Origin of the sequence: Pseudomonas sp. S34, assembly GCF_009866745.1 — a bacterium.
Taxonomy (GTDB): domain Bacteria; phylum Pseudomonadota; class Gammaproteobacteria; order Pseudomonadales; family Pseudomonadaceae; genus Aquipseudomonas; species Aquipseudomonas jessenii.
The window spans coordinates 3,834,979-3,859,766 of sequence record NZ_CP019398.1 but is presented as its reverse complement, the minus strand read 5'-3'; the positions used below and the strand labels follow the sequence as shown (position 1 = coordinate 3,859,766).

24 protein-coding genes and 1 pseudogene are annotated in these 24,788 nt (G+C 61.9%); 10 read left to right on the top strand and 15 right to left on the bottom strand.

Going from position 1 to position 24,788, the window contains the following annotated elements; translation table 11 throughout:
• The first annotated feature begins 34 nt into the window (after window positions 1–34).
• Window positions 35–469, top strand: coding sequence for a rhodanese-like domain-containing protein (locus PspS34_RS17205; RefSeq protein ID WP_154862062.1), 435 nt, complete (start codon window positions 35–37; stop codon window positions 467–469).
• 128 nt (window positions 470–597) lie between these two features.
• On the opposite strand, the gene PspS34_RS17200 is transcribed toward PspS34_RS17205, so the two are convergent.
• The gene (locus PspS34_RS17200; protein ID WP_154862061.1) at window positions 598–1,239 is read right to left on the bottom strand and encodes a type 1 glutamine amidotransferase; all 642 of its coding nucleotides are present in this window, start codon (window positions 1,237–1,239) and stop codon (window positions 598–600) included.
• 330 nt (window positions 1,240–1,569) lie between these two features.
• On the opposite strand from PspS34_RS17200, the gene PspS34_RS17195 reads away from it, so the two are divergent.
• Window positions 1,570–2,349 carry an ABC transporter substrate-binding protein gene (locus tag PspS34_RS17195; RefSeq protein WP_090456345.1) on the top strand — a complete coding sequence of 260 codons (780 nt, stop codon included), beginning with the start codon at window positions 1,570–1,572 and terminating at the stop codon, window positions 2,347–2,349.
• Window positions 2,350–2,421: 72 nt separating this feature from the next.
• On the opposite strand, the pseudogene PspS34_RS28665 reads toward PspS34_RS17195, so the two are convergent.
• Window positions 2,422–2,529: pseudogene (locus tag PspS34_RS28665) on the bottom strand (metal ABC transporter ATP-binding protein); the annotation flags it as partial.
• A gap of 22 nt (window positions 2,530–2,551) precedes the next feature.
• Between PspS34_RS28665 and PspS34_RS17190 the strand changes: the two are divergent.
• Together PspS34_RS17190 and PspS34_RS17185 are read left to right on the top strand one after the other, a co-directional pair.
• A complete protein-coding gene (locus PspS34_RS17190) occupies window positions 2,552–3,664 on the top strand; it encodes a succinylglutamate desuccinylase/aspartoacylase family protein (RefSeq protein WP_154862060.1) in 1,113 nt (370 codons plus the stop codon).
• A gap of 210 nt (window positions 3,665–3,874) precedes the next feature.
• Window positions 3,875–4,591, top strand: a complete 717-nt coding sequence (locus tag PspS34_RS17185) for a dienelactone hydrolase family protein (protein ID WP_154862059.1) — start codon at window positions 3,875–3,877, stop codon at window positions 4,589–4,591.
• 3 nt (window positions 4,592–4,594) lie between these two features.
• Here PspS34_RS17185 and PspS34_RS17180 read toward each other — a convergent pair whose 3' ends face one another.
• Together PspS34_RS17180 and PspS34_RS17175 are read right to left on the bottom strand one after the other, a co-directional pair.
• Window positions 4,595–5,161 (bottom strand): hypothetical protein, encoded by a 567-nt coding sequence (locus PspS34_RS17180; protein ID WP_154862058.1) that lies wholly within the window; start codon window positions 5,159–5,161, stop codon window positions 4,595–4,597.
• Between the two features lie 138 nt (window positions 5,162–5,299).
• Window positions 5,300–6,094, bottom strand: a complete 795-nt coding sequence (locus PspS34_RS17175) for a hypothetical protein (RefSeq protein WP_154862076.1) — start codon at window positions 6,092–6,094, stop codon at window positions 5,300–5,302.
• 167 nt (window positions 6,095–6,261) lie between these two features.
• Here PspS34_RS17175 and PspS34_RS17170 point away from each other — a divergent pair, with 167 nt between their 5' ends.
• Complete coding sequence (locus PspS34_RS17170; protein ID WP_154862057.1) at window positions 6,262–6,792, top strand: chalcone isomerase family protein; 531 nt, start codon at window positions 6,262–6,264, stop codon at window positions 6,790–6,792.
• A 299-nt stretch (window positions 6,793–7,091) separates the two neighbouring features.
• Here the strand turns inward: PspS34_RS17170 and PspS34_RS17165 are convergent, their stop codons facing one another.
• From PspS34_RS17165 to PspS34_RS17155, 3 genes are read right to left on the bottom strand one after another with little or no spacing between them, the layout of a single operon-like run.
• Entirely contained in the window at window positions 7,092–8,273 is a 1,182-nt protein-coding gene (locus tag PspS34_RS17165) for an acetyl-CoA C-acetyltransferase (RefSeq protein ID WP_102672648.1), read from the bottom strand.
• 11 nt (window positions 8,274–8,284) lie between these two features.
• Window positions 8,285–8,950: a CoA transferase subunit B gene (locus PspS34_RS17160; RefSeq protein ID WP_008021761.1), complete on the bottom strand. Its 666-nt coding sequence runs from the start codon at window positions 8,948–8,950 to the stop codon at window positions 8,285–8,287.
• Between the two features lie 36 nt (window positions 8,951–8,986).
• Window positions 8,987–9,685 carry a CoA transferase subunit A gene (locus tag PspS34_RS17155; RefSeq protein ID WP_034150336.1) on the bottom strand — a complete coding sequence of 233 codons (699 nt, stop codon included), beginning with the start codon at window positions 9,683–9,685 and terminating at the stop codon, window positions 8,987–8,989.
• 175 nt (window positions 9,686–9,860) lie between these two features.
• On the opposite strand from PspS34_RS17155, the gene PspS34_RS17150 reads away from it, so the two are divergent.
• Entirely contained in the window at window positions 9,861–10,757 is an 897-nt protein-coding gene (locus PspS34_RS17150; RefSeq protein WP_150814351.1) for a LysR family transcriptional regulator, read from the top strand.
• Between the two features lie 120 nt (window positions 10,758–10,877).
• Here PspS34_RS17150 and PspS34_RS17145 read toward each other — a convergent pair whose 3' ends face one another.
• Together PspS34_RS17145 and PspS34_RS17140 are read right to left on the bottom strand one after the other, a co-directional pair.
• The gene (locus tag PspS34_RS17145) at window positions 10,878–11,720 is read right to left on the bottom strand and encodes an NAD-dependent protein deacetylase (RefSeq protein ID WP_154862056.1); all 843 of its coding nucleotides are present in this window, start codon (window positions 11,718–11,720) and stop codon (window positions 10,878–10,880) included.
• 139 nt (window positions 11,721–11,859) lie between these two features.
• The gene (locus PspS34_RS17140) at window positions 11,860–12,906 is read right to left on the bottom strand and encodes a class I SAM-dependent methyltransferase (protein ID WP_154862055.1); all 1,047 of its coding nucleotides are present in this window, start codon (window positions 12,904–12,906) and stop codon (window positions 11,860–11,862) included.
• A gap of 466 nt (window positions 12,907–13,372) precedes the next feature.
• Between PspS34_RS17140 and PspS34_RS17135 the strand changes: the two genes are divergently transcribed.
• Together PspS34_RS17135 and PspS34_RS17130 are read left to right on the top strand one after the other, a co-directional pair.
• Complete coding sequence (locus PspS34_RS17135; protein ID WP_154862054.1) at window positions 13,373–14,215, top strand: DUF692 domain-containing protein; 843 nt, start codon at window positions 13,373–13,375, stop codon at window positions 14,213–14,215.
• A complete protein-coding gene (locus tag PspS34_RS17130; protein ID WP_154862053.1) occupies window positions 14,208–14,963 on the top strand; it encodes a putative DNA-binding domain-containing protein in 756 nt (251 codons plus the stop codon). The genes PspS34_RS17135 and PspS34_RS17130 overlap by 8 nt, the downstream gene beginning before the upstream one ends.
• Before the next feature lie 655 nt (window positions 14,964–15,618).
• Here the strand turns inward: PspS34_RS17130 and PspS34_RS17125 are convergent.
• Together PspS34_RS17125 and PspS34_RS17120 are read right to left on the bottom strand one after the other, a co-directional pair.
• The gene (locus tag PspS34_RS17125; RefSeq protein WP_159390214.1) at window positions 15,619–17,211 is read right to left on the bottom strand and encodes a hypothetical protein; all 1,593 of its coding nucleotides are present in this window, start codon (window positions 17,209–17,211) and stop codon (window positions 15,619–15,621) included.
• A 76-nt stretch (window positions 17,212–17,287) separates the two neighbouring features.
• Complete coding sequence (locus tag PspS34_RS17120) at window positions 17,288–17,530, bottom strand: hypothetical protein (protein WP_154862051.1); 243 nt, start codon at window positions 17,528–17,530, stop codon at window positions 17,288–17,290.
• A gap of 15 nt (window positions 17,531–17,545) precedes the next feature.
• On the opposite strand from PspS34_RS17120, the gene PspS34_RS17115 reads away from it, so the two are divergent.
• Window positions 17,546–18,646, top strand: a complete 1,101-nt coding sequence (locus PspS34_RS17115; protein WP_154862050.1) for a polyamine ABC transporter substrate-binding protein — start codon at window positions 17,546–17,548, stop codon at window positions 18,644–18,646.
• 257 nt (window positions 18,647–18,903) lie between these two features.
• Here PspS34_RS17115 and PspS34_RS17110 read toward each other — a convergent pair whose 3' ends face one another.
• Window positions 18,904–19,692 carry a helix-turn-helix transcriptional regulator gene (locus PspS34_RS17110; RefSeq protein WP_154862049.1) on the bottom strand — a complete coding sequence of 263 codons (789 nt, stop codon included), beginning with the start codon at window positions 19,690–19,692 and terminating at the stop codon, window positions 18,904–18,906.
• Between the two features lie 85 nt (window positions 19,693–19,777).
• Here PspS34_RS17110 and PspS34_RS17105 point away from each other — a divergent pair, with 85 nt between their 5' ends.
• Entirely contained in the window at window positions 19,778–20,776 is a 999-nt protein-coding gene (locus tag PspS34_RS17105) for a bile acid:sodium symporter family protein (RefSeq protein WP_150814359.1), read from the top strand.
• Between the two features lie 44 nt (window positions 20,777–20,820).
• Here the strand turns inward: PspS34_RS17105 and PspS34_RS17100 are convergent, their stop codons facing one another.
• The 3 genes from PspS34_RS17100 to PspS34_RS17090 all read right to left on the bottom strand — a co-directional run bounded on the left by PspS34_RS17100 (window position 20,821) and on the right by PspS34_RS17090 (window position 24,782).
• On the bottom strand, window positions 20,821–22,536 hold the full coding sequence (locus tag PspS34_RS17100) for an amidase (protein WP_102671430.1): 1,716 nt from the start codon (window positions 22,534–22,536) through the stop codon (window positions 20,821–20,823).
• A 264-nt stretch (window positions 22,537–22,800) separates the two neighbouring features.
• Window positions 22,801–23,955, bottom strand: coding sequence for an ABC transporter ATP-binding protein (locus PspS34_RS17095; protein WP_150814361.1), 1,155 nt, complete (start codon window positions 23,953–23,955; stop codon window positions 22,801–22,803).
• Window positions 23,956–23,972: 17 nt separating this feature from the next.
• Complete coding sequence (locus PspS34_RS17090; protein ID WP_090456315.1) at window positions 23,973–24,782, bottom strand: ABC transporter permease; 810 nt, start codon at window positions 24,780–24,782, stop codon at window positions 23,973–23,975.
• Between the last annotated feature and the right edge of the window lie 6 nt (window positions 24,783–24,788).

The window sequence follows — 24,788 nt, the reverse complement described above, 5'->3', positions numbered from 1 at the left end:
TTTCCACACCCACCACCTCTTTGGAGTACAGCCCATGACCAGCCTGGTTCGCGAAATTTCCGCCGCCCCATCGGCCATCGCCCTGATGCATTTCAGTAACCGTCTGACGTTCGAAACCGACTGTTCTGACGTCTACGGCAGCCAGCAGGCTGGCGAAGTCGATTTCATTCTGGTGGATGTACGGGGGCCGCTGGCGTTCGAGCGCGGGCATGTACCGGGAGCGATCAACATTCCCGGGCGCTTGCTGAGCGCCGAAGGTTTGGCGGGTTATCCGAAAAACTGCCTGTTTGTGGTCTATTGCGCCGGGCCTCACTGCAACGGCGCCAACAAGGCGGCGGTGAAACTGGCGGCCCTGGGTTATCCGGTCAAGGAGATGATCGGCGGCGTGACAGGGTGGCTCGATGAAGGGTTTGAGTTGAGTGTCGGGGTGCCGCGGCCGGTGAATGCTGTGATCGGTTGTGAATGCTGATATCCAGACACCATTGATCATTGTGGCGAGGGGGCTTGCCCCCGTCGGGTTGTGCAGCAACCCTCTGAAATAGTCGGGAGCGCTTCGCACTCCAACGGGGGCAAGCCCCCTCACCACAGGTATGTATTTCAGCGAAAGGAAGCGGCCGCCCACCACTCATCCAGTGTCGCCTGCAACCACGCCAGCACATCGGCGTAGGCCGCATCGTCCTGCGGACCTCGGGGCAACGGCGACTCATCGCCAAAATGCGCATTGAGCAGGGCCACCGACTCGGCGTTCCACTCCGGATGAAACTGCAGACCCAGCCGCGCCGGCCCGGCGCGGTACATCTGCTGCACACAGTGCTCGCTGCTGGCCAACAGCTGCGTGGCAGGCGGCAGGTCGATGGCGTCTTCGTGCCACTCCAGCACCTTCAGCGTTTTCCCATCGATAAAGGTCACGGTGGTCCATCCGGTTTCGGTCCGGTCCATCCGCCGTACATTCCCGCCCAGGCTCAACGCCAGCAACTGAGCCCCCAGGCATATGGCGAACACGGCCGCGTCCTGATCCAGCGTGCCTCTGAGCCATTGCCGTTCGGCTTCCAGCCAGGCCGGGCCGGCATCGGATTCATAAGGCCCGCCCAACAGGATCACGGGTTCGGCGCTGACGGGCGGCAATTGGCCGAGGTCGGCGCGAAACACCTTTAGCGTCAGCCCACGGGATTCGGCCCAGATGGCGATGGCGCCCGGACCTTCGGCGCAGTGGTGCTGGATCAGGTTCAACGTGGGCATCACGCTACTCTCGATGGGACGCAAGGGCGCTCAATGTGCCGCAAAACACCGGGCATCGCCAGCCGTCCCATTCTGTCGGATGGAGCCGGAAAGTCTGTAGGTCTGGTGTGAAATTGCGATATGTCTGACAGACTTTGCACCGTCATGGCGCGTTCACCTCGATGCCTCTCTCCGCGTGCCACTTTTCTATAAATATTTGTCGCCTCGGCGTAATTTGCCCTCCTGTAGCCGCTCTAGACTGCCGGCCACTTCGGTTCCCGCTCACGAAGCGATGACCGAGCGCTGCCAATCGAAGCTGCCAATAAAAGCCTCCGCACACAGGAGTTAAAAATGAAGAAGCTAGTGATGTTCGGTGCCCTGGCACTGTCGATGTTGTCCCTGACCGCCGTGGCCGAAGACGCCAAGCCGATTCGCATCGGTATCGAAGCCGGCTACCCGCCATTCTCGATGAAAACCCCTGACGGCAAACTCACCGGTTTCGACGTGGATATCGGCGATGCGCTGTGCGAGCAGATGAAAGCCAAGTGCACCTGGGTCGAACAAGAGTTCGACGGCCTGATCCCTGCGCTGAAGGTCAAGAAAATCGACGCCATCCTGTCGTCCATGACCATCACTGACGACCGCAAGAAGAACGTCGATTTCACCATCAAGTACTACCACACCCCGGCGCGCTTCGTGATGAAGGAAGGCAGCGACGTCAAGGACCCGCTGACCGAACTCAAGGGCAAGAAAGTCGGTGTGCTGCGCGCCAGTACCCACGACCGCTTCGCCACTGAAGTGCTGCAACCGGCCGGGATTGTCCTGGTGCGCTACGGTTCCCAGCAGGAAGCCAACCTGGACATGGTCTCCGGCCGCATTGACGCGCTGCTGGCCGACTCGGTCAACCTGGACGACGGTTTCCTGAAAACCGACGCCGGTAAAGGTTTTGCCTTCGTCGGCCCTGAGTACAACGATCCGAAATACTTCGGCGGCGGCGCAGGCATTGCCGTGCGCAAGGGTGATAAGGAACTGGCGGACAAGTTCAACACCGCCATCACCGAAATCCGTGCCAACGGCAAGTACAAGCAAGTGCAGGACAAGTACTTCAAGTTTGACGTTTACGGCGAGTAAGCGAGCGGGCTGAAAAAATGGCAACCGTCAGACGCGGTTGCCATTTTTTTTGTGCAATCATTTTCAGCGCAGAGAGACCTGTGGGAGCGGGCTTGCTCGCGAAAGCGTCGTATCAGGCAACATCGATGTTGAATGTACCGACGCCTTCGCGAGCAAGCCCGCTCCCACAGGTGATCTCACCGTGCAGACATCAGGAGTTTATATGCAACGCATCGACCACCAACTGCCCTGGAGCCACCTGGGCAGCGAGCGCACCCTCAGCGTGTTTCGTTATGGCGCGGGCACGCGCAAGGTGTACATCCAGGCCAGCCTGCACGCCGACGAATTGCCGGGCATGCGCACCGCCTGGGAGTTGAAAAAACGCCTGGCCGAACTTGAACAACAGGGACAATTGAAGGGTGTGATCGAACTGGTGCCGGTGGCCAATCCCATTGGCCTCGACCAGCACTTGCAAGGCAGCCACATGGGGCGTTTCGAGCTGGGCAGCGGCAAGAATTTCAACCGCTCGTTCGTCGAACTCAGTGCGCCGGTGGCCGCGTTGATCGGTGATCGTCTCGGCAGCGATGCCCAGGCCAACATTGCGTTGATTCGCCAGACCATGGGCCAGGTCCTCGACAGCTTGCCGGCAGCGGCATCGCAGCTGGAAGCCATGCATCGACTGTTGCTGCGCCATGCCTGCGACGCCGACATCACCCTCGACCTGCATTGCGATTTCGATGCGGCGATCCACATCTACGCGTTGCCGCAGCACTGGCCGCAGTGGCAATCCCTGGCGGCGCGTTTGCAGGCCGGCGTGGCGTTGTTGTGTGAAGACTCCGGCGGCAGCTCGTTCGATGAATCCTGTTCTTCGCCATGGTTGCGCCTGGCCAGGGTGTTCCCGGCGGCAGCGATTCCACCGGCCAACCTGGCGACCACCCTGGAACTGGGCAGCATGGGAGACACCCGCGTCAATCAGGCCCAGGCCAATTGCGAGGCCATTCTCGGGTTCCTCGCCGAGCAGGGATTCATCTCCGGCACCTGGCCGGCGGCACCGGCCGAATGCTGTGAAGGCATGCCATTCGAAGGCACCCAATACCTGTTCGCCCCGCATCACGGCGTGGTCAGCTTCCTGCGCGAGGCCGGGGAGTGGGTGGAGAAGGGCGATGCACTGTTCGAGGTGGTCGACCCGTTGAACGACAAGGTCACCACCGTGCAGGCCGGCACCAGCGGTGTGCTGTTTGCCATCGACCGTGGGCGCTACACCCAGCCAGGCAGCTGGCAGGCGAAGGTCGCCGGGCGTGAGCCGATTCGGGTGGGCAAGTTGATCAACGACTGAGCCAGGTACTTCGCCGTCTGTTCTGGCCTCTTCGCGAGCAAGCCCGCTCCCACACTGGATCGTTGTTGCACACCTATTATGTGTTCACTGAAGATCCAGTGTGGGAGCGGGCTTGCTCGCGAAGGCGGCATCGGCCACGCCTGAGATGTTCCTGTCTACTGCACAGTGTTAGGCTCTTGCGCGAATCCTGCATTCAGTGAAGGAAGACCCATGTTGAAGATTCTCGCGCTGCTCACGCTCCTGGTATCCACCGCTGTCCACGCCCAAACTCCGCTGCAAACCGATCTACCGCTCAAGTACCTGGCCCAGGCCAACGCCGATTCGAACCATCAACCCCTGGTGATTTTTCTCCACGGTTACGGCAGTAACGAGCAGGACCTGTTCGGCATCAAGGAAGTCTTGCCCGCGTCCTACACCTACCTGTCGGTGCGGGCACCCTTGGTGATGGAGGCGGGCAGCTACCAGTGGTTTCGCAAGAAGGGCGAAGGGGCCTACAACGGCGAGACAGATGATCTGAAGTCCAGCGGCCAGTTGTTGCTGGATTTCGTCGCACAGGCCACGAAGAAATATCACACCGAACCGGAGAAGGTGTTCCTGGTCGGCTTCAGCCAGGGCGCGATCATGACCTACGAAACAGGCCTGCGGCATCCCGAGGCGCTAGGCGGGATCGCTGCGTTGAGCGGACGGATTCTGCCGGTGCTCAAGTCCGAGCTCCAGCCGGATGAAAAACGCCAGTCGCTGGCTATTTTCATCGGGCATGGCGAGCAGGACAAACGCCTTCCCTACAGCGACGGTACTGAAGCCAACAGCCTGCTGCAGAGCGTGTCACTCGAACCCGAGTTCCACGGCTACCCCGGTGTCGGTCACAGCATCAGCGCCGACGAGATACAGGACTTGAGCGCCTGGTTGCAGCGTCTCAACCCCTGACGTTCATTTTCCGCTGACGATCTGCTTGACCAGGGTTTCGTGGGCCGCCATGTCGCCGGGGCGGGAAATCACCTGGATCACCGCCATGCGAGTGCCGGAGGCGGCCATTAGCGTGGTGGTGAGGGTCATGCCACCGCCCTGCGTGGCGGTGCCGTCGATCTGGCGCAGGCCCAGCCCGGTTTTCTGGGTCAGGGCTTTCTCGCTGAGCTTGTTGTAGTCGGGCAGGGATTTGTGTTGCGCCGCATCGAAATCGGCCACGGTGCCGTCGAGGAACCCGCCGTCGTTGTCCTTGACGCTGATACCGTTGGGTAGAGTGTTTTCAGCGGCGATCACCACGGTCTTGGTGGTTTCATTGCTGTAGAGGGTGCCGCTGGCACCGTCCGGGCTGGCCGGCAGCGGGTTGGCGACGAAACCCTTGGGCAGGTTGAAGGTGAACTTGCTGCCGAGCATGGAGACTTTATGGGCGGGCGCATCGCTGGAAGTGGCCTTGGCGGCCTGCGCATTCAAAGCCCCAAGGCCGGTAGCGGCTGCCAGCAGCAGTACAAGGGCTTTTTTACTCAACAATGACATTGGAATCTCCAGGGATGGGCGCGCGGTGGGGCGCGATCATCCCATGGAGGTTGCGATGCATTCCAGCGTGCTCTACCCAGCGGTCACCTTGGCTGAACACCCACCTATGCTCAGGGCCGCTCGATGAGCTGATGCAGCTTAGCGTTTGATGGCTGCTCTTTGAGTGTCAGTCGCCGGGCCGGCTGGCCGCGCCAGCAGGCGTTTGGTCACGCCCAACATGGCCACCGACACCGCGACGCCCAGCACAAAAGCGTTCATTCCCATCGTCGGCAGGGCCAGGGCCAACACCAGGCAGAAGGCGGCGAACGAGTACATGCCGGTGGCAGTGGCGCGCAGCAGCGCGGCGGTAAAGGCCGGGCCACGGGTTTGCTGGGAGAACACCGCCATCACGCTGCCCAATACGGGGAACACTGCCAGCAGGCCGCTCCAGCGGTCACCGACGGTGCTGGCCAGCAGTGTCACCACCAATGTGAGCAATGCACCGGCCACCATGCGCAACAGGAGCTTGTCGGATTTCGGCGCCAGGCCACTGAGCACGGGTTGCACAGTGGGGAACAGGTACGGTGCGGCGAGCAGGGCGGTGGCGGCGGCGCACACCGAAAACACCAGGGAGGCCGGGATTAACGACAGGACAACCGCCACCAGTGCCCAGACCGACAGCGAGATCAACAGCGCCAGCGGCCATCCGGCCCGTTGTGCGACCTGGGCGTAGCTCACGCAAAACGCAATCATCGCGAACATGGCCGACAGCGCGGCGGTGGCCGATTGCGCAGCGAACACCTGGCCTTGTTCGAGGGCGAGGAACAACAGGATCGGCCCGACCACCACCGGCAACCCCGACAACCAACCGGCCACGCTCGGCCCCCAGCGTTTGCCAGCCAGGGAAATCAGCAGCAGGAAGCCTGGGATCACCAGCAGTTTGAGGATCAACACGCGCACGTCTCCGACCTTGTGAGGTGGCAACGGTAACATTGCAGCGGGTAGATTGCTTTATGTGTATGTAGGTTTTGTATACAAAAATTGAGATTTTCGGGGATTCTACGAAAGGCTCTTTTGCGCAAACGTTTTATCAAGGCATCCCACGATGAGGACAGCTCACCTTGAAACGCCAACGTTTACCCCTGCGCCATGGTCTGTGGCTGCTTGTCTTGCTGAGCTGCCAGGCCCTGGCCAATTGGCAGGACTCGCTGCCCGGCGCGCAAATCCTCGGCAGTGGTGAGTTTCGCAAGTACGGCTTCGATGTCTACAGCGCACGGCTCTGGAGTACTTCGCGACCCCTGGCGAACGATCAGCCGTTCGCCCTGGAGCTGATCTACCAGCGCAGCATTTCCCGTGATGACCTGGTGAATGCCAGCGTCAGGGAAATCAAGCGACTCGCTGGCACTTCGGTCAGTGCCGAGCAACTGGCGTCCTGGCAGGTGCAGATGCATCAGTCGTTCGTCGACGTACAGGCCGGCACGCGGCTGACCGGTGTCTATCTGCCGGGGCAGGGCGTGCGGTTTTTTCTCGGTCAGCAGCTGCTGCGTGATGTGAAGGACCTGCAATTCGCCAAGGCGTTTTTTGCCATCTGGCTCGATCCGCGTACCGGCAACCCTGTGTTGCGTCAGCAGTTGCTGGGCGCGGCCCCGTAGACTTTGCATTTTGCCGGACCTGGCCCGAGGTTCGTGGTGATCAGTTGGTTGATTCTGCAGTTTCCAGGGTGACAGAACTGGCCCCTTCGCGGGCAAGCCCGCTCCCACAGTAAACCGCGTTCGTCTGGACAACTCGGTCAATTGTGGGAGCGGGCTTGCTCGCGAAGAACGATGACGCGGTCTAACTGAAAAAAACGCAGGCAAAAAAGAACCCGGTGCGACTTGCATCACACCGGGTGTTTTTCCAGGCGGTCACGGATCTTCGTGGGTCGCCGTGCCGTCTGTTGAACGCTGTTGGCTTAAGCCCGTTCGAGCGCCAGTGCCACGCCCTGACCACCACCGATACACAGGGTGGCGAGGCCTTTCCTGGCGTCACGCTTGAGCATTTCATGCAGCAGGGTCACCAGCACGCGGCAACCCGAGGCACCGATCGGGTGACCCAGGGCGATGGCGCCGCCGTTGACGTTGACCTTGTTCAAGTCCCATTCCAGGTCCTTGGCCACGGCCAGCGATTGCGCGGCGAAGGCTTCGTTGGCTTCGATCAGGTCCAGCTGGTCGATGGACCAGCCGGCCTTGTCCAGGCAGCGGCGGGTGGCCGACACCGGGCCGATGCCCATGATCGCCGGGTCGACGCCTGCGTTGGCGTAGGCGGCGATTTTTGCAAGGACTGGCAGACCCAGGGCCTTGGCCTTTTCAGCGCTCATCAGGATCACGGCCGCGGCACCGTCGTTCAGCGACGACGCGTTACCGGCGGTCACCGAGCCGTCCTTCTTGAAGGCGGCTTTGAGTTTGCCCAGGGATTCGGCGGTGGTGCCGGCCCGTGGCTGCTCGTCGGTGGCGAAGGACAGCGGATCGCCCTTGCGCTGCGGGATCAGGATCGGCGTGATTTCATCGACGAAGCGCCCGGCTTCGATGGCGGCCACGGCTTTCTGCTGCGAGGCGGCGGCGAACGCGTCCTGCTGCTCGCGGCTCAGGCTGTATTTCTCGGCCAGATTCTCGGCGGTGATACCCATGTGGTAATCGTTGAACGCGTCCCACAGGCCATCGCTGATCATGGTGTCGACGATTTGCGCGTGACCCATGCGCAGGCCGGTGCGGGCACCGGGCATGACGTAGTTGGCCAGGCTCATGTTTTCCTGGCCACCGGCGATGATCACCTCGGCATCGCCGCAGCGAATCGCCTGGGCACCCAGGTGCAGGGCCTTGAGACCGGAGCCGCAGACCTTGTTCAGGGTCATCGCCGGTACGGCGAAGGGCAGGCCGGCCTTGATTGCGGCCTGGCGCGCAGGGTTTTGCCCGGCGCCGGCGGTCAGCACCTGGCCCATGATCACTTCATCGACTTGCGCAGGATCCAGGCCGGTTTGCGCCAGCAGCTGACGGATCACCGCAGCGCCCAGGTCGACGGCGGACACATTGGCCAGCGAACCCTGGAAACTGCCGATCGCGGTGCGCGTGGCGGCAACAATGACGACTTCTTGCATGGAATGATTCCTCACTGGGCAGCGAACTGCATTTCCGGCACGTGGTCCGGCACGATCAGTTTACCGGCAGTCTTGGCGACGATCTCTTCGACGCTGACGCCCGGCGCACGTTCTTTGAGAATGAACGCGCCGTTTTCGATTTCCAGGTAGGCCAGGTCGGTCAGTACACGCTTGATGCACCCGGCGCCGGTCAGCGGCAGGCTGCATTGGGACAGCAGCTTGGACTCACCATCCTTGGATGCGTGGGTCATGATGACGATGATGTTGTCTGCGCCGGCGACCAGGTCCATCGCGCCGCCCATGCCCTTGACCAGTTTGCCGGGGATCATCCACGAGGCGATGTTGCCTTGCACGTCCACTTCAAAGGCGCCCAGCACGGTCAGGTCGACATGACCACCGCGGATCATCGCGAAGGACTCGGCCGAGGAAAAGATCGAAGCACCGATACGTGCGGTCACGGTTTGCTTGCCGGCGTTGATCATGTCGGCATCGATGGTGTCTTCAGTAGGAAAAGGACCCATGCCCAGCAAGCCGTTTTCCGACTGCAGCATGACTTCCATGCCTTCAGGGATGTAGTTGGCGACCAGGGTCGGAATGCCGATGCCCAGGTTCACGTAGAAGCCGTCCTGCATTTCGCGGGCGACGCGTTGAGCCATTTGTTCGCGGGAAAGTGCCATTGTTTTTATTCCTTCATTCGGTCCGGGGGCAGAGGATCACTTACGCACGGTGCGCTGTTCGATGCGCTTCTCGAACGTGCCGCAGATGATCCGGTCGACGTAGATGCCAGGGGTGTGGATCTGCGCCGGGTCCAGCTCGCCGGGTTCGACGATTTCTTCGACTTCGACCACGGTGATCTTGCCGGCGGTGGCCGCCAGCGGGTTGAAGTTTTGGGCGGTGTGGCGATAGATCACGTTACCGAAATGGTCGGCTTTCCAGCCTTTGACGATGGCGAAGTCGCCGGTGATGGATTCTTCCATCAGGTACTTGCGACCATGGAATTCGCGGACTTCCTTGCCGTCGGCGACAGGCGTGCCCACGCCGGTGGCGGTGAAGAACGCCGGGATGCCGGCGCCACCTGCACGCATTTTTTCAGCGAGGGTGCCTTGGGGGGTCAGGGTGACTTCGATTTCGCCCTTGAGCAGTTGCTCTTCGAACAGCTTGTTTTCGCCGACGTAGGACGCGACCACTTTGCTGATCTGGCGGTCGGTCAGCAGTACGCCAAGGCCGAAACCGTCGACGCCGCAGTTGTTGGAAACCACGGTGAGGTCGCGAGTGCCCTTGCGCTTGATCTCGTTGATCAGGTTCTCCGGAATCCCGCACAGGCCGAAGCCGCCGGCGATCACGGTCATGCCGTCTTCAAGACCTGCCAGAGCTTCCTCGTAGGAACTCACGCGCTTGTCGAAACCTGCCATATGCACCTCTTTTATTCTTTGTGGGCGGCTGGCTAGCCGAATGGGATGGAGTGTCTCGCTGTCAGATTCATTTGTTAAGTTGTTTTTTAGAGCGGATTGATTGATAAAGCTCAATAATGTGCTGCCCAGTCTCTTGCAGCTTAGAACCTGTAGCTTACAACCGGAGCGTTGCCCCATGACCGTCAAGCAGATCCGCGCCTTTCTGGCCGTGGCCCAGAGCCTGAGCTTTGCCGTGGCCTGCGAGCGCCTGCACCTGTCGCAATCGGCCCTGAGCCTGACCATCAAGGCGCTGGAGGAGGGCCTGGGCGGGCGCTTGTTTACCCGCAACACGCGTAACGTGGCGCTCACCGCCGAAGGCGAATCCCTGGTGCCGCTGGCGCGCCGGTTGATCGCCGACTGGGACAATGCCGAGGATGAACTGCGTCAACGCTTCACCCTGCAGCGCGGTCGCGTGACCCTGGCGGCGATGCCGTCGTTCGCCGGCAACCTGCTGCCGCCGATCCTCAAGACCTTCCGCGCCCGTTATCCGAATGTCAACGTGACGGTCAATGACGTGATCAACGAGCAGGTGCTGGAAATGGTCCGTGACCGCCAGGTAGAGCTGGGAGTGGCCTTTGAACCGACCCAGAGTTCGTCGCTGCAATTCACGCCGTTGTACATCGACCGTTTCGTCGCGGTGGTGCCTCTGGATTCGGCACTGGCCGAGCTCGATGACATCGACTGGCAGACCCTGCTCAAGGAGCCGTTCATTACCTTGCAGCGTCCGTCCACTGTGCGAGTCATGCTTGAAGAGCATCTGCAGGCCCGCGGGATGAAGCTGCCGGTGGAATTTGAAAGCCATCAACTGGCGACGGTCGGGCGCATGGTCGCCAGTGGCCTGGGCGTGAGCGCGGTGCCGGCTTTGTGCGCGGGGCAGATGCGTGAACTGGGGGCGCGTTGCATCACCTTGCGCGACCCGGTGGTGGAGCGGGCGCTGGGGGTGTTGACGTTGCCGGGGGGCGAGCTGTCGGCGGCGGCGCAGGCGATGTTTGATGTGCTGAAAGAGGAAAACCTTGGGCAGCGATTTTCGTGAGTTGTATGGGGGACCTTGTGGGAGCGAGCTTGCTCGCGATGAGGCCAGCACATCCAGACAGTTTATTGGCTGATCCACCGTCATCGCGAGCAAGCTCGCTCCCACAGGGATCGGGTTTCGTCAGTTGCCAAGTAGCTTCGCCAATATTGGCAACAACCGCTCGCACGCCCCCTCGATCTTCAAGTCCAGAATCTCGTCCGCCCGGGTCTTGCCCAGGTTGATCGCAATCAACGGCTTGCCCTGATCCACCACCGCCCGGCACAAGCGAAACGCCGAGTAAGCCATCAGCGACGAGCCGACCACCAACAGGCCGGCAGCCTGTTCGACGGCGGCCATCGCTTTCACCGCCGTGGCCTGTGCGACGTTCTCGCCAAAAAACACCACATCCGGCTTCATCCGTTCCCCGGCGCAATGCGGGCAGTGCGGGACCTGGAAGCGTGCCTCGAAGGCCGGGTCGAGCAAGGTGTCGCCGTCCGGCGCTTGCACCGCGTCGACGCCGGCCAGGTAGGGGTTCTGTGTTTCCATCAAGTGCTGGATCGAATCGCGCTCGCTGTGCCGGCCGCAATCCAGGCACAACACCCGGTGCAGACTGCCGTGGAGTTCGATCACGTCACGGCTGCCGGCCTGGTCGTGCAGGGTGTCGACGTTCTGGGTGATCAACCCTCTGATCTGCCGCGTGCCTTGCAAGCGCGCCAGGGTGTCGTGGGCTTCGTTCGGCTGCGCCAGACGCACCCTCGGCCAGCCGAGCATCGCCCGCGCCCAGTAGCGTCGCCGGGACTCCGGGGCCGAGAGAAACTCCTGGTACATCATCGGCTGCCGGCCCCGTCGCACGCCCTGGCTGTCGCGATAGTCCGGGATGCCCGAAGGCGTGCTGATGCCGGCCCCGGTCAGCACGGCAAACGGCTGATCCGCCATGAGCTGATGGAGGCGATCGAGTTGGTCACGGGTCTGGCGGTCGAGCATGCCGGGAAACCTGTAGGAGCGAGCCTGCTCGCGATGGTCGTCAACGATAACACTGTTAGCCTGACACCCACGCGCCGTGATCGCGTTTATCGCGAGCAATCGAGCGTCGACCGGCTGCTCCTACAGATGGCGACGGAGATTATTTACGCGCCTCCAGGATCAGGTTGAACGGTGTTTCCGTGGCCCGACGGAAACGGGTGAAACCGGCCTCGCTGAACACCTTGCGCAAACGCGCTTCACCGGCCTGGGCACCGAGGCCGAGGCCGACTTCCTGGGACAGCGAATTGGGCGTGCAGATGAAGGTCGACGCCGCGTAGAACAGGCGACCGATCGGGTTGACGTTGTCGTCGAGCAAGTCGTTGGCGTAGGGCTCGACCAGCAGCACCGTGCCGTCGTCCTTCAATGACTCATAGGCATGCTTGGCCGCGCCCACCGGGTCGCCCATGTCATGCAGGCAATCGAAGTAGCAGATCAGGTCGTAGTCGCTGCCGGGGTAGCTTTTGGCCGTGCCCTGGAAGAACCTGGCCCGACTGGATACGCCCCCTTCTTCGGCCCGTTGGGTGGCAACGGTAACGGACGGCGCGTGGTAGTCGAAACCGACGAAGCGCGAATCCGGAAACGCCTGGGCCATGATCACCGTCGAGGCGCCATGGCCGCAGCCGATGTCCGCCACTTTGGCCCCGGCTTCCAGTTTGGCCACCACGCCGTCGAGGGCCGGCAACCATTCGGCGACCAGATGAGCTTTGTAGCCGGGGCGGAAGAAGCGTTCGGTCCCGCTGAACATGCACGGATGGTGATCGCCCCAGGGCAGGGCGCCGTTGCCGCGCATGGCGTTGACCAGTTTGTCCTTGTCATGGAAAAACGACGCGACCACGCCGATCCCGCCCGCCACATAAACCGGTGAGTCTTCTTTTGCCAAAGCCATGGCCTGCTCTTCGGGCAGGCGGAACTGGCCGTCCTGGTGTTCCATGTAGCCTGAGGCGGCGTGGGCACTGAGCCATTCGCGCAGCAGGCGGGTGTTGCAACCGGTTTTCTCGGCAAGGGTTTCAGGGGTGATGGGCTGACTGTCGGCCATCGCCCGGTACAGGCCGAGTTCTTCGCCGAGGATGACGTTGGCGAGCATCGCCGCGCCGCCCATGTCATTAACCAGTTTGCCCATGAAATCGTTGAGTCTGGCCTCGTCCATCATGTGTGCTCCTTCAGCAGGATCACGGTCCAGAGGCATTGTCTGGCGAGGTGGTCGCCACTGGGCGGTGGTCGTGGGAATGTACAGGGCACCAAGCGGGCCCTGTGTGCAGTAAGTTTAGTTCGGGCCTTGTACCGCGCGGTCTGGCGCGACGAAAGCAACGTTTTTTCTGCCGGTACACGACCCTGTGGGAGCGGGCTTGCCCGCGAAGAGACCGGCACATTCAAAAGAGATATTGGCTGACCCACCGCTATCGTCGGAACGCCGCCCGGACCAAGCCCGCTCCCACAGGTATCGGCAGTGCCCGCAAGGATCGTGTGTATCCCACTGTATCCAGCCCCCTTTTCGACACAGTGACCTCTAATTCCGGCCCCAGCCGAACACAGTCCTGATACACCCCTTCGATTAACTCTGTCACATGGCGGGCACCGGCTCGCGTCCTTGAACATCTTGTGAGATCGACACCATGCAGACCTCCATTCCCCCCGTAGCCAAGGCCAGCGCAGGGCTTGGCCTGCGTCGCGGTTTACTCAAAGACCTCCAGGCCGCACCAGCAGGCGATTTCGACTTTCTGGAAATCGCACCGGAAAACTGGATCGGCATCGGCGGTGCCCACGGCGCGGCATTGCGGGCCCTGGCGGAACGCTATCCGTTGTCCTGTCATGGCCTGTCCCTGTCCCTCGGTGGGCCGTCGGCGCTGGACGTTGGTTTTTTGCAGGAAGTCCGGGTTTTTCTCGATCACTACAACGTGCCGCTCTACAGCGAGCATTTGAGCTATTGCAGCGATGACGGTCACCTGTACGACCTGTTGCCGTTGCCTTTTACCGAAGAGGCGGTGCACCACGTCGCCGCGCGTATCCGTCAGGCCCAGGACATTCTCGGGCGACGCCTGGCGGTGGAAAACGTCTCTTACTATGCCGCGCCTCAACAGGACATGGACGAGGTGACCTTCACCAATGCCGTGCTGCGCGAGGCCGATTGCGACCTGTTGCTGGACGTCAACAACGTGTACGTCAATTCGATCAACCACGGCTTCGATCCGCAGGCGTTCCTGGCTGGCATCGATTCGGGGCGGGTGGTGGCGATGCACATTGCCGGGCATTTCGATGAGTCTGACACCTTGAAGATCGACACCCATGGCGCTTCGGTCAAACCGGCGGTGTGGTCGTTGCTGGCCCAGGCTTATGCCCGGTTCGGTGCGCAACCGACCTTGCTGGAGCGGGATTTCAACTTTCCCGTCTTCGCTGAACTGGTGGCGGAATTGAAGACCATTCGCCGCCTGCAACAGGAGGGCGTGAACCGTGGGTAAGTCGAGTCTTTTGCATCAGCAAACCACCATGGGCCTGTACCTGCGCGACCCTGAACGCAACGGGCCACCCACCGAAATGGACCCGGCGCGGGCCCTGGTTTATCGCGACCTGGTGTTCGCCAACCTGTCTTCGCTGCTCAGTGGCACCTTTCCGGTTTTGGTTAAGATTCTGGGTGACGAGCACTGGCGTTCGCTGGTGCGGATCTTTCTGCGGGACTACCGCGCCCGCACGCCGAAATTCGGTGAGATCGCCCAGGAGTTTGTCGAGTTTCTCGCGGCCGGGCCTCAGGCGTTGAGTGATGGGCCGTGGCCGCCGTTCATGGTGGAGCTGGCGCATTACGAGTGGGTGGAAATGGCGCTGCAACAGTCTGACGCCGAGCTTCTGGTGGGTGGTGATGCCGCGTTGCTGCTGGATCGGCCCTTGCGGGTGTCGCCGCTGGCCTGGCCGTTGGCGTATGCCTGGCCGGTGCAAAGGGTGGGGCCGGATTACCAGCCTGATGTGGCGCCTGCTCAGCCGACCTTGTTGCTGGTGCGTCGCGCCGAGGACTGGAGTGTGAGGTTTTCTGAATTGAGTCCGTTGGCGTGGCGGTTGTTGCTGCGAATTGGCGAGTTTCCCGAGTTGACCGGGCGTGAGCAGTTGCAAGAACTGGCGATCGAGGCGGGGGCGGTGGGGGCTTCGGAGTTTCTGGAGGGTGGGTTGGTGTTGTTGCGGCAGATGCATGGGGAGGGGGTTGTTGGTGTTGGTTGATATTCTTTGACCTTGGCGGCCTTTGGGCTGACCAGGTTCTTGGTTGATTGAGTACATATCCGTTGCTGCGGTAACGGCGGCTGGCGGTTTCGCCCTTACGGCGAGTCCCTTTTGTCAAACGACACAAAAGGAACCAAAAAGTCTCGCCCCTTACGTACGGCCCCTCGCTGAGGCTCGGGGTTCCTTCGCTCCGGCATTCATCCGGGGGCATCGCCCTCCGGTTGGCTTCGCTGGCACCTACATGCGATGTGTTCGACTGCGTCGAACGGCGCTGCGCGCCAATCCCCGGATGAACACCTCCACTCAGCCTGCCGAGGGGGCGGGTGGATCAAGATCAAAAGCTGCAGGCGAGCTAACGCTCGACCTGATGAGTGGTGAGAAGCGTCTGTGTACGCCGATCTGTTTTTGCTCTTCTGTGGGAGCGAGCTTGCTCGCGAAGGCGGCCTCACAGTCGACCGAAATCTTGCAGATGTACTCGATACCTGTGGGAGCGAGCCTGCTCGCGAAGACGGCCTGCCGGCCGACCGAAATCTTGCAGATGTACTCGATACCTGTGGGAGCGAGCTTGCTCGCGATGACGGCCTGACAGCTGACCAATGTCTCAAAGGTGCACCCGATCCCCTGTGGGAGGCTCGCTCCCACAAAGAGTCGCTTTTCAGGGTTGGCCGCCGCTGGCACTCACGCGTGGTTGCTCGTTTGTTGCATTCACACCCTTGTCCCAAAGAGCAACCAACCCACCGAAAGTCCCGACATAGGCCGTGCCGTCCGGCGCCAGTGTGATCGGCGACCAGTTGTTGTCGAAGGCCTGGCCGACCCCGCTCAGCGCCTTGAATCGGGTCTGGCCGCTGTCGAAATCCAGCGCCATCAGGTACCAGGCGTTCTCGCCGTCGGGCTGCGGCTCGAAGGTGTAGAAGTACAGCAGACCGTTGCTCACCGAGAGTTTGGGGACCACCGAAGGCGAACGTTCCTTCGATTCCCAGATCCGGTCGCAGCCCGACTCATCGCTGCGGATGTCGATGCGGCTGATGCCGCCGTGCACGGCCTGCCAGTCCTTCTGCGCGAAGGCGCTGGTGTAGCCGGCGTTGTTCTCGAGGATGATCGAGCGACCCCAACCGATGGCCGAGTTGTCGGTGGCCGAGGCGTTGTTGTCGAACACCGGCAGCTTGCAGATCAGGCGATTGCCGGCGTAGTCCTGCTCGCGACGGTAGACCGGCAGGTTGATGCGTCCGTCGCTGTTGTCGGTGATGGTGACGTAGCGCTCGCCGAGCAGGGTCGGGGTGGTACCGCTGCCCTGATTGATCGCGCCGACCTTGCGCCCGGTGCCGCGGTCATAGACTTCGCGCCAGCCTTGCACGGGCTTGCCCTCGGCATCGGCGACGAAGCGGTACATGGCGTGGTCGGACACCAGGTAGACACCATCGGCCGCCACCGACATGCCGTTCTGGATTTCTTCGTGGGCCAGTTGAATGCCCTGGACCTTGCCGGTGTCGGGGTTCAGGGTGCCGATGCGGCCGCGCCGGGTGATCCACCAGATCAAGCCTCGGTGATCGGGCATGACCCCGGTGACGGGGTCGCATTCGCCTTTGGGGAACCAGTTGGCAGGCTTCACACAATCGTGGGGGACCTTGTCGCTCAGGTCCCAGTTGTCGACCGCTTCGAACGACCACGCACCGGACTCATCCTGACGATGCACGACGCGCTGGATGTGCTGCTCGGCATCGGCGATGACCACGCGATTCTGTTCGTCGACATAGAAATAGGCGCCGGAGGTGTCGGCCATGATCTTGTCCGGGTCCAGGGTAATCAGCGCGTGGAAAGTCGACGGACGCGGCGGCAGCGGGTAGCGGGCCAGCAGCTTGAGGGTGCGTGGTTCGAGCAATTGCAGTTCGAACTGCATCAGGTTGGCGCACAACACCACCAGGCGACCCTGCTGATCGAAGGTATGGATCGGGCACATGCCGCCGGGCTTGCGGCTGCCATCGCGACTGTTCACCTGAACATCCCGGCCCAACGGGCCTGGCCCCGGGTGCGTGTCGGAGCTGTAGCCATCGGAATGCATGTAGCTGCTGCCGTTGCTGGTCATGTAGGGGTTGGCGGGAATGGTACCGTTCAGCGGTTGCGCGACAGCGGCGCTACCGATCAAGGGTGTGGCGCTGCCGTTGCTGGCCAGCGGTTGCGGGTCATAGGGCTCGGAACAGGCACTGAGCAGGCCGAGCAGGGGCAGGGCAAGCAGGAGTGGAGCACGCATCGAAGCCTCGCGATCTTGTTATTGGTGTGATGCGCAATAAGCGGCAACGAGGCTGCCCGGGCATCGGCTGATTGGACTAACCTCGGTGAAAGGCCTCGCACCGCTGATCAAAGCGGACATGTATTTTGGCCATTTCGATCTCCTTTTGGCCTGCCTCACGCTGTGAACCGGCGACGCCGTCAGCAAGAATCAGACGCGGGTCGCTGAGTCGGCAACCCAAGGTGAAAACCACGACCAGACGCTTCACTTCCTTGCCCTTGGCTGTTTTCAAGGCTGCTGCCGTGTACAGAACATAAAAACCATCGAACTCACGCCACACTTGGGGAAATGATCCATGGACTCAATGAAACGCATACTGGGCGCCACCGTTTGCGGACTGTCGCTGCTGGCCAGCGCGGTGCATGCCGAACAGCGCGAATTGCGGGTGTACAACTGGGCGGACTACATCCTGCCGTCCGTGCCCAAGGATTTCGCCAAGGACACCGGGATCAAGGTGACCTGGGACACCTTCGACACCAACGAGTCCCTGGAAGCCAAGCTGCTGACCGGCAACTCGGGCTACGACCTGGTGGTGCCGTCGAACCAGTTCATCGAAACCCAGATCAAGGCGGGCGTGTTCCAGAAACTCGACAAGTCCAGGTTGCCGAACTGGTCGCACCAGGACCCTGCATTGCTCAAGCTGCTGGACAAGAACGACCCGGGCAACCAGTACGGCGTGCCCTACATGTACGGCACTGTGTTGATCGGTTTCAACCCGGCCAAGGTCAAGGCGGCGCTGGGCGAGAATGCGCCGGTGGACAGCTGGGACCTGGTGTTCAAGCCCGAGAACATGGAGAAGCTCAAGGCCTGTGGCGTAGCGATGCTCGACTCACCGTCGGAGATCCTGCCGCTGGCCCTGCATTACCTGGGGCTGGATCCGAACAGCCAGAACCCCGATGACTACGAAAAAGCCAAGGCATTGATGCTCAAGGTTCGCCCCTACGTCACCTACTTCAACTCCGCCAAGTACATGACCGACATCGCCAACGGTGATATCTGCGTGGCCATCGGTTACTCCGGCAGCTTCTATCAATTCGGCAATCGCGCCAAAGAGGCGGGCAACGGCGTGGTCGTCGACTGGCGCCTGCCGAAAGAAGGCGCGCCGATCTGGTTCGACACCTTCGCCATCCCGAAAAGCGCGAAGAACGTCGCCGAGGCCCACGAATTCCTCAACCACCTGCTGGACCCGAAAGTCATCGCGCCGATCAGCGACTTCCTCGGCTACCCGAATGCCAACAAGGACTCGCTGGCGCTGATCAACAAGGACATCACCGGCAACCCGAACCTGACACCGACCAGCGAGGCATTGAAGACGCTGTACGTCGTGCAGCCACTGCCGCAAAAGCTTGAGCGGGTCCGTACCCGGGTCTGGACCAATATCAAGTCCGATCAGTAACACCGGGAAATGGTGTGAGATATCTGTGGGGGCACAGATTTTGTGTACACCCATGATCCCTGTGGGAGCGGGCTTGCTCGCGAATGCGCAGTCTCAGCCAATGCAGGTGTCGACTGACCCACCGCTTTCGCGAGCAAGCCCGCTCCCACAGTTGAATGTGTTGTGCACAAATCCTGCGTACGAAGTAATGCTCCTTGTGGGAGCGAGCTTGCTCGCGATGGCGGACTGACAGGCAACAGAGATGTACGGTGCAGGGCTCAGCGAAAAAACTCCCCCGGTGTTTCACCGAATTGCTGGCGGAAGGCAGCGATAAACGCCGACGTCGAGTCGTAGCCACAGGCCAACGCGACGTCGGTCACTCGTTCGCCCTGTTCCAGTGGCGTCAGGGCGCCGAGCAGGCGCAAGCGCTGGCGCCAGGCGCGAAAGCTCAGGCCGGTGTCGCGCAGGAACAGGCGACTGAGGGTTTTCTCGGTGACGCCGAATTGGTCGCTCCAGTGACTGAGCGTGGTCTGTTGCTCCGGGTGTGACTCCAGGCTTTGAGCGATCTGCCGCAATCGACTGTCCTGAGGCAGCGGCAGCATCAAGTCGATCTGTGGCGCCTCGGCCAACTGATCCAGAATCACCTGGGCCAACCGACCGTGCGGCCCGTCCTGATCGTATTCCACCGGAACCTGACTGAAGGCGCGGATCAACTCGCGCAACAAATTGCTGACCCCCAATACATGACAGCCCGGCGACGCCCACGTCGAGACGCTGCAATCGATGTACAGGCTGCGCATTTCCGTGCGCGGCGAACTGAACACCCGGTGCGGCATGCCCGCCGGAATCCACACGGCACGCTCTGGCGGGGCCACGAAACGCCCGACGCCGGTCTGTATTTCGAGCACGCCCGCAATCGCATAGGAAAGCTGCACCCACGGGTGGCTGTGGCGCCGGGTCAGTGCGCGATTGGGCAGCGATTCGGTACGGCCGTAGAGCGGTCGTGGCAGGCTGGACAGCCCGGGAATACTGCGTCGAACACTCTTGTCATGTCCTTTAGGCGGCATCGGCTGGCTCATCGGCGTTAGTCGGTAATTATCAGGCACGTTAGAGTCACTTTCATGTACTGGCAACCCCCGGATGATCAACCCCATGACTCGCCCCCGTTTGTTACCCGACAACTTCACCCTGACCCTGATCGGCGTAGTGACGCTCGCCAGCCTGCTGCCCGCCAGCGGCCAGGTCGCGCTCGGTTTTGGCTGGCTGACCAACATCGCCATTGCGCTGCTGTTTTTCCTGCATGGCGCCAAGCTGTCCCGCGAGTCGATCATTGCCGGTGCCGGGCACTGGCGCCTGCATTTGCTGGTGTTCAGCCTGACCTTTGTGCTGTTTCCGTTGCTCGGTCTGGCGCTCAAGCCGCTGCTGTCGCCGCTGATCGGCAATGATCTGTACATGGGCATGCTCTACCTGTGCGCGCTGCCCGCCACGGTGCAGTCGGCGATTGCCTTTACTTCGCTGGCCCGGGGCAACATCCCGGCGGCGATTTGCAGCGCGGCGGCGTCCAGCCTGTTCGGGATTTTCCTCACGCCGTTGCTGGTGACCCTGCTGCTGAATGTCCATGGCGAAGGCGCCTCCACCCTCGACGCCATCCTCAAGATCAGCGTGCAGTTGCTGCTGCCGTTCATTGCCGGGCAGATCGCGCGGCGCTGGATCGGCAACTGGGTGGCGCGCAACAAGAGCTGGTTGAAATTCGTCGACCAGGGTTCGATTCTGCTGGTGGTCTACGGCGCGTTCAGCGAAGCGGTGATCGAAGGCCTCTGGCAGCAGATTCCGTTGTTGGATCTGCTTGGGCTGGTGCTGGTCTGCTGCATCGTTCTGGCGCTGGTGTTGGTGGCCTCGACCGTACTGGGCAAGGCATTCGGCTTCAACCAGGAAGACCGCATCACCATTCTCTTCTGCGGCTCGAAGAAAAGCCTGGCGACCGGCGTGCCGATGGCGCAGGTGCTGTTTGCCGGTAGCACCATTGGCTTGCTGATCTTGCCGCTGATGTTGTTCCACCAGATTCAACTGATGGTCTGTGCGGTGCTGGCGCAGCGTTATGCCAAGCGGCCGGAATCGATTCCCGAGCTGATGGCCCAGGTTGATCCCTGATTTGCCAGCCATGGCGGCTCGAGTGAGCCGCCACGGGTTACGGGTCAGCGCTTGTCAGCGACCAATGGCGGGGTACGCGGCGGGATCATGCGTTTGCTGCCGGTCGATTCGAACGCCGACGCCAAGTGCAGCAGCGACGAGTCGTCATAGGCGCGCCCGGCAAACGTCAGGCCGACCGGCATGCCGATGTCCGGCATCACGCCCATCGGTACGGTGACCGTCGGCACACCGAGATGACGGATGGCGAGGTTGCCATTGGCGACCCATACGCCGTTGCTCCAGGCGATATCCGCCGATTGCGGATCGACATCGGCATTCGCCGGACCCACATCGGCCACCGTCGGGAACAGCACCGCGTCGAGGCCCAGGCGATCCATCCAGTCTTCCAGATCGATCTTGCGGGTCTTTTCCAGGCCGCGCAGGCCGTCCGGCACCGTGCTGATCTGATCCCACGGCGTGATGCCGCGTTCGGCCATGCGCACGTATTCATCCATGCCGGCGGCCAGGTCACCCTCGCGGTTGGGCAGGGTGCCCGGGTCATGAGGGAAGATCTGCGGGCCGTCGACATCGACGAGGCGATTCAGTTTGGGATCGCCGTTCGCTTGCAGGAAATCATCGAAGGCCCAGGCGGACAGGTCCCACAGTTCATGGTGTAAAAATTCCTTGGAGACGATGCCGCGATTGAACACGGTCGGCGCACCAGGACGATCGCCCTCGCAATTGGAGACCAGCGGGAAGTCCACTTCGAGCACTTCGGCGCCCGCGGCTTCGAGGGCCTTGCGCGCCTGTTCCCAGAGCCCGATCACCGAAGGACGGGTGTTGATGCGTTGGCCAGTCGGGCCACCGATGCCCGGTGCTTCGGAGGTACCGGCTTCAGGGTCGGCGTTGATGTACATGCGCGGGATGCCGAATTTCTTGCCTTTGAGCGCATCGCTATTCGCGGCCAGCGCGGCATAGGACTCAGGGCGTACCGAAGAAGATTTCGGGATCGGTACCCAGGGCTGCAGGCGCCACAGGTCGCCACGGGTGTCCGGGTCATCGGCCACGACCACGTCGAGCACTTCGAGCAGGTCGGCCATGGTCCGGGCAAACGGCACGACCACGTCCATGGTCGGGGTCAACGGCCAGTTGCCGCGCACCGAGATCACGCCGCGCGAAGGGGTGTAGGCGCACAAGCCATTGTTCGAAGCCGGTCCACGGCCGCTCGACCAGGTTTCTTCCGCCAGGCCGAAGGCCGAGAAACTGGCCGCGGTCGCCGTGCCGGCACCGTTCGACGAGCCGGAGGCGAAAGGGGCGGTGAGGTAGTCAGCGTTGTACGGGCTCTCGGCGCGGCCGTAGACACCACGCTGCATCCCGCCGTTGGCCATTGGCGGCATGTTGGTCTTGCCCAGGCAGATGGCCCCGGCGGCGCGCAGGCGTTCGATGGTGAACGCATCGCGATAGGCGACCAGGTCCTTGAAGGCCGGGCTGCCGGAAGCGGCGGTGAGGCCCTTGACCAGATAGCTGTCCTTGGCGGTGTAGGGGATCCCGTCCAACGGCCCCAGCGTCTGGCCCTTGGCGCGACGGGCGTCGGACGCCTGGGCTTCGGCGAGCGCCTCGGGGTTGCGAACCACGACCGCATTCAGCGCGGTAGGCGTTTCGGGGCCGTCAAAGGCGTCGATCCGTGCAAGATAAGCCTGGACCAGTTCAACCGAGGTGGTCTGGCCGGATTCGAGCGCGGCGCGCAGCTCGGCAATGGAAACTTCGGTAACTTCGATCATGCTGCCACCGCCGCTTGCAGGTGGAGGGTCCCAAACACTTCACTTTTCTCGAAATGGACTTTCATATCGTTATTCTCGTTGCACTGTGTGGCACGACAGGGTCGGGTGTTAAAAATACTGAGCACTATTTAGCATTAAACCGGGATTTTAGGAATCCGTTGTCCAATTTATCTTACAGGCGACAGAAAAAAGGCCACCACAACCCGACGTTGTGGTGGCCCGAGGGTGACTTATTATAGTGGCCCGCGCGCGCAGGCCAATGGATCAGTGAGCGCCGGCGGCCTTGTTCAGGTCGCTTTCGGCCCATTCGGTGTAGACGCAGGCATCCGCGGTAGCCCAGCGCACCCGCACCGGGTCACCGGACTTGAGCGGCATGCCGGCGGCGGACAGCGCCTTGACCGTCATCGAGGTGCCGCCAGCGGTGACCACGCTGCACGTCTGGCTTTCACCCAGAAACAGCACTTCCACGACCTTGGCCGAGACTTCGTTCCAGCCGGCGGCCAGCGGTTCGGCAATGGCTTGTTCATTGCTCAGGGCCAGGGCTTTTTCCGGACGCACCATCAGCAGCACGTTCTGATCGGTTTGCAGGCCGGCCGTGAGTCGGATCGACAGCGGTTGCCCCTCGAAGGTCGCCACCGCATTACCCTGGGCCTTGAGTTTGAGGAAGTTGGAGTTGCCAAGGAACGAGGCGACAAAAGCATTCGGTGGATTCTGGTACAGGTCATAGCCGCTGCCCAGGCCGACGATCTTGCCGTGGCTGAAAATCGCGATGCGCTGGGACAGGCGCATGGCTTCTTCCTGATCGTGGGTCACGTAGACGATGGTGATGCCCAGGCGCCGATGCAGCTGACGCAGTTCGTCCTGCAAGTCTTCGCGCAGTTTCTTGTCCAGCGCACCGAGGGGTTCGTCCATCAGCAGGATGCGTGGCTCATAAACCAGCGCCCGTGCAATGGCGACTCGTTGCTGCTGGCCACCGGACAGTTGCGAAGGGCGGCGATGGGCAAACTGCTCAAGCTGCACCAGCTTGAGCATTGCATCGACCCGGCGTTCGCGTTCGGCGGCGGCCAGTTTGCGGATGGCCAACGGGAAGGCGATGTTGTCGCGTACCGACAGGTGCGGGAACAGCGAATAGCGCTGGAACACCATGCCGATATCGCGTTTGTGCGGCGGCACATTCACCAGCGACTGGCCGTTGACCAGGATCTCGCCGCTGCTCGGGGTTTCGAAACCGGCCAGCATCGACAGCGTGGTGCTTTTGCCCGAGCCGCTGGAGCCGAGGAAGGTGAGGAATTCACCGTCCTTGATGTCCAGCGAGATGTCGTCCACGGCGGCAAAGTCGCCGTAGTATTTGTTCAGGTTGCGCAGGCTCACCAGGGGCTTGTCATTTTGCTGCGCGGAATCTTTGATCACTGCACTCATGTCGTACTCCTGCGCGCTCAGGCGCTGATTTCATTGCGCCGGCGCAGTGCGGCGGCGATCACCATGACCAATACCGAGAGGCCGATCAGCAGCGTCGAGGCGACGGCGATCACGGGCGTCAGGTCCTGGCGCAGGGTGGTCCACATTTTCACGGGAAGGGTTTGCAGGGTCGGGCTGGCCATCATCACGCTCAGCACCACTTCATCCCAGGAGACGAGGAAGGCGAAGAGGGCGCCGGCCACCATGCCCGGACGAATCGCCGGGAAGGTCACCTTGAACACCGCTTGCAGGCGCGAGGCGCCGCAGATCACCGCTGCATCTTCGATCGACTGATCGAACAGCTTCAGCGAATTGATGATCGAGATGATGGTGAACGGCAGCGCGACGATGACGTGGCTGACCACGAACGCGAACATGGTCCCGGTGTAGCCCAGTTTCAGGAACAGCGCGTACACCGCCACGGCGATGATCACCAGCGGCACGATCATTGGCAGAGTGAACAGACCGTAGAGCATTTCCCGGCCGGGGAAGCGGCCACGCACCAGGGCAAAAGCTGTGGGCAGACCCAGCGCGACGGCGAAGAACGTGGTCAGCACCGCGACCTTGAGGCTGGCCATGGCCGCGCTCATCCAGTCGGCGTTGGAGAAGAACTGGCCGTACCATTTCAGCGTCCAGCCCGGTGGCGGGAACACCAGCCATTGCGACGAGCCGAACGACAGCAGCACGATGAACACAATCGGCAGCAGCAGGAACAGCCCGATCAGCCCGGTGGTGGCATACAGGCCGAAGCGCATGCGCCGGCTCATGGCATTGGGGGTCAGGAGCATGACGGC